At 60.6% G+C, this 4,787-nt stretch carries 3 protein-coding genes and 1 pseudogene; 3 read left to right on the top strand and 1 reads right to left on the bottom strand.

Features of this window, described 5'->3' with window-relative positions; genetic code table 11:
- The 3 genes and pseudogenes from Q0341_RS01700 to Q0341_RS01710 form a co-directional block, all read left to right on the top strand.
- Positions 1–254: pseudogene (locus Q0341_RS01700) on the top strand (hypothetical protein); the annotation flags it as partial.
- A gap of 37 nt (positions 255–291) precedes the next feature.
- Positions 292–2,472, top strand: a complete 2,181-nt coding sequence (locus Q0341_RS01705; RefSeq protein ID WP_299510114.1) for an ATP-binding cassette domain-containing protein — start codon at positions 292–294, stop codon at positions 2,470–2,472.
- A complete protein-coding gene (locus Q0341_RS01710) occupies positions 2,469–3,617 on the top strand; it encodes an HlyD family efflux transporter periplasmic adaptor subunit (RefSeq protein WP_299510115.1) in 1,149 nt (382 codons plus the stop codon). Before Q0341_RS01705 ends, Q0341_RS01710 begins: the two co-directional genes overlap by 4 nt.
- A gap of 567 nt (positions 3,618–4,184) precedes the next feature.
- On the opposite strand, the gene Q0341_RS01715 is transcribed toward Q0341_RS01710, so the two are convergent.
- On the bottom strand, positions 4,185–4,787 hold a 603-nt coding region (locus tag Q0341_RS01715; RefSeq protein WP_299510116.1), incomplete at its 5' end, for a pyridoxal-dependent decarboxylase.

Raw genomic sequence — 4,787 nt, forward strand, 5'->3', positions numbered from 1 at the left:
ATCACTTGAGTCAATCGCAAAGAGCACTGCAACTTCTTCAATCACTGGAGGCCGCGCATGCATATCTTCAGTCTTCAGAAACGCAGTTCGACAACGGCCGACGCAGTTGGCAAGAACTCATGAACAGCGCTCGTGAAAAAGCCCAAATACGAGTTCAGTTGACGGACACCAGAGCACAAGCCTGGCTGGCTGCACAACGCCTGCGCCTGAACACCCAAGGTCTGGAAGACTTCCTGGCCCGGCCTGCGCGCTGACAGGCCCATGTCCCCAGCAACCCAGACACCCATTTCAATGTCCCTCGTCGACCACACCCAAGGCCTGATCGCCTGCATGCTGCGCCTGTCGCAGTTGCGCCGCGAACCCATTGATGTGCTGCAAGTGCAGTCCCTGCTGCGCGAAGCCCACCTGCCAGCGCAAGTTACGCCGTCTCAACTGCTGCAGGCCCTCACGTTGCTTGCCCATTCGCAGCGCTGGCCCCGTCCGCAAAGCAGTGGCCAGCCCGACCCCTCGCGCCTGCCCGCACTGTTGCTGGAGCCAGGCGAGCCCCCCGGCCTCATTGTGGCCAGTCGCAGCGACGGTACCTGGACCGTGCAGCGCTGGAGCCCCACGCTGCGGCAATTGAGTGAAGAAGCCGTGCGCGACTTCGCCACCGGCAGCCAGACCGTGCGCCTGCGCATGGTGGCCAGTTTTTCGCCATCGGCCAGCCCCAGCTTCCAATTGGTCTGGAGCGAAATTTGGCGGCACCCCCGCGCCATCGTCGACATTGCCGCTGCCACCTTGACGGTAACGGTGCTGGCCCTGGCCACCTCGTTCTACTCCATGCAGGTTTACGACCGCGTGGTCCCTACCCAAGCCAGCGGCACCCTGCTGACGCTCAGCCTCGGCGTCTTCGCCGCCATCCTGCTCGAAGTGCTGGGCAAATGGCTGCGTTCGCGCCAGATCCATCACTTGACCGACCTCATCGACCAAAGCCTGGCTCGCACCGTTTTGGGCCGCTTTTTGCACATCCGCCTCGACCAATTGCCGCCCAGCGTCGGTGGCACCGCCTCGCGACTGCGCGGCTACGAAAGCCTGCGCAGCTTTCTGGTCAGTCTGGTCACCCAGGCCATGGTCGACATACCGTTGGCCCTGCTCACATTGATCGTGCTGTTCCTCATGGCTGGCAAACTGGCCCTGATTCCGGGTGCATTTTTGGTGGCCGGGCTGATCGCAAGCACCATCTCCAAGCGCCGCATCGAACACCTGACCCGTCTGGCCACACCTGCAATGCACCAAAAATCCGGCATCCTGGTCGAAAGCGTCGAAGGCGCCGAAACCATCAAGTCGGGGCAGGGCGGCTGGCGCATGCTCTCTCGCTGGCTCGACATCACCGACGAAGCCCGCCAGTACGAGCACCGCACCCGCGTCCTGACCGAAAACGCCCAGTTCATGGTCGGCGCCTTGCAACAATTGGCCTACATCACTCTGGTTGCCCTAGGTGCATTGTCCATCGGCATCGACGACTTCACCATGGGGGCTCTCATCGCCTGCTCAATTCTGAGCGGGCGCATCCTCAACCCCATCGCCATGGTCCCCAATCTGCTCATGCAATGGGCCCAAACCAAGGTCGCCGTCGATGACCTTGACCGTTTCTGGAAACTGCCCTCCGATCACCCCGAAGGCACCCAGCCCCTGGTGGCCCCCCTGCATGGCCAGTACAGCCTCAGCAACATCGACATGCAGTACAACGGCACGCAAGCACTGCGCCTGCCCAAACTCGACATCCGCGCCGGTGAACGCATCGCCGTCATTGGCGGCATCGGCAGCGGCAAGACCAGTCTGTTGAGACTGCTCTCGGGCATGTACAAGCCCCAGGGTGGCCGCATCCTGCTCGACGGCATGGAACTCGAACTCATTGCCAAAGACTGCTTGTCCGAGCACATCGGCTTTGTCGCGCAAGACGGCCGCCTGTTTGCGGGCACCCTGCGCGAAAACCTCATCCTCGGCCTGGCCGACCCGGGCGACGAAGCCCTGCTCATCGCGGCCCGCCGCACAGGGCTGTTTGACGCCGCCATCGCGCCGCACCCCAAAGGGCTTGAACGCGAGATCTACGAAGGCGGCCAGGGACTGTCTGGCGGCCAACGCCAACTGGTTCACTTCACCCGCGCCCTGTTGCGCCAGCCCAGCATTTGGCTGCTGGACGAGCCCACCGCCTCGATGGACCCGCCACTGGAGCACCGCGTGCTGCAAACCCTGAGCGAAGAACTGCAAAAGCGGCCTGATAGCACCCTCATCCTGGTCACCCACAAACCGCAGTTGCTCGGGCTGGTCCAACGCATCATGGTGCTCAACAACCAGCAAGTCTTGCTCGACGGCCCCAGCGAGCAGGTCCTGCAGCATCTGCGTGCTGCCCCCCCTCCAGCCCCGGCACCGGCAACCCCACCTGCATCCCCACCTGCATCCCCATCCGTAACCGCGCAGGCCACACCATGACCACCAAACACTCCATGCGCCCAGGCGCAGGCCTGCTTCTGCTCGGCACCCTGCTGGCTTTTGGGCTTTGGGCCGCCTGGTTCGACATTGACCAGATCGTCCGAGCCACTGGCCAGATCATCCCGCAAGAGCGCACCCAGATCATCCAGGTCGCCGACGGCGGCGTACTGCAAGAACTGCTCGTCAACGAGGGCCAAACCGTGCGCAAAGGCCAAGTGCTGGCCCGCCTCGAAAACCAACGCGCCAGCGCCGGCGTGGACGAAGTACGCAACCGCATCGCCGGCCTCGAAATCACCCGCCTGCGCGCCCAGGCCGAAGCCAGTGCCCAGCTTTTTGTGCCCAACGCCTACCGGCGCAGCCAGCCCGACTTGGTGCAGGCCCAGCAATCGCTCTACCAGCAAAACATCGTTGCACTGCAGCAAGAAACCGCCGCCCTGCGCGGCCAGATGCGGCTGGCCGAAGAAGAGCAGCAGCTCAATGAACGACTCTTCAATACCGGCGACATCAGCCGGGTCGAACTCATGCGCGCCCAGCGCCAGGTGCTCGAGGTGCAGCAACGCATCCAGGCCGCGCAAAACAAATTCCGCTCCGACGCCCGCAGAGAACTGGCCCGCATCGAAGACGAAATCACCACCCAGCGCAGCAGACTGCTAGAGCGCCAGAGCATCTATGACCACACCATCCTGGAAGCCCCGACCGACGGCGTCGTCAAATACCTGCGCCTCAACACCTTGGGCGGCGTGCTGCGCCCCGGTGACGAGCTCATGCAAATCTCGCCCACTCAGGGCCAATACCTCGTCGAAGCCAAGATCAACCCCGCCGACATCGGCCAGCTCGAAGTGGGCCAGCACGCCACCCTGCGGCTCGACGCCTTCGACTACAGCATCTACGGCCCCGCAGAAGGCAGCCTGGACTACCTCAGCTCGGACACCCTGTCAGAGCCCGGCCCCGACGGCCGCAGCAGCCAGACCTATTACCGCGCCCGTCTGAGCCTGCAACTGCCAGCAAACAGCCGCATCCGGCCCGAAGACATCAAACCCGGCCTGACCGTCAGCGTCGACATCCAGACCGGTCGCCGCAGCGTGCTGCACTACATCGGCAAGCCCATTGCGCGCGCCTTCAGCGGCGCGTTGGGCCAAAAGTGATAGCTGTCGCATCCTGGATGGTTGCATTGACTCAAAACGCTATCCACTGTTCATGGCCACAAAGGTTATGCGCCAGTTGATAGACAATCTTTACGTCACCACAGCAGTCCTTCCAGCAGTCTTGTCATGCTGATTGCCTTGCATAAGGGTTGTCCGATCAAGATGCAGAAAATTCTATTTGACGACAATTAACTTGACCTGCGTGTTGACTTAAAAATAAATGTGCCCCGATAGCTGGTTGACGTTTTGCTTTTAGTCCTCTAATTTCAAAAGTAAAAAGTCACCAAGGAAGTAAGCCCTGAAAGGCCGTTATGTCGTTTGTTCATCAGACTTTTCGGACACGGCTGCCGACTTTCGCAGGCTACCCAAAACCATTTCTTTTGCACGTTCAGTTCGCCATGTCCTGACTCGTCGCTGCAGATTCCGCAGCTGAGACTTGCTGGCTTATAGGTCCGGAATCATCGATTCCTGCAATTGGTTATCGGATGGCATGGTCCGCTGCCTGCCTTTAGGCGACTTGTAAGGGCTAAGGTCTGAAGTGCAGCGAAACCCGTCATTGAGCGCGAATCAAGCCCGCTCAGGCGAGACTTTTTGGATGGTTGCAATAAGCATGTCAATGTCTGCATTGGGATTGGCCGCTACATTGCGAAACCACTTCACACCTGCCATTGAAGTCGTAGACGTGGAACCGACGGGCAACTGTTGCAGCACCTGATCAAACAGGTTTTCGTCTTTTGGACGCCAGACCACGATGCCGGTTTGGTGCTCCGCATAAAGCGCAAGGCGTTCGTCAGCAGCCACAAAATCTCTCAAGCGGCGGGCAAGATCCATGCAGTGCTCAATTCGCTGAGCAACGCCTTCACGCCCCCAAGCAAGAAGCGTGGCTACAAGAGCGGTGGCGGTTGCACCATGGGAACCAAGCACGCCAACATTGGGGGTAGCAAGGTACGCTCCACCGAAACTAACCGCAGCGTGGGCCTTTTCAGTGTCTTTGAACAAGACGAGCGCAGACTCTTTGGGTTGAAAAAGCCATTTGTGCGCAGACACCGCGACAGAATCTGCCAACTCGATGCCGGCAAGTAAGTCCGCGTACTTACTCAACCGCAAAGGACCGGCCCACGCAGCGTCTACATGAGTCCAAGCTGCCCTACCGGCTAAGTCAAATGGGTC

It is taken from the genome of uncultured Limnohabitans sp., from assembly GCF_937889215.1.
Classification (GTDB): Bacteria; Pseudomonadota; Gammaproteobacteria; order Burkholderiales; family Burkholderiaceae_C; genus Limnohabitans_A.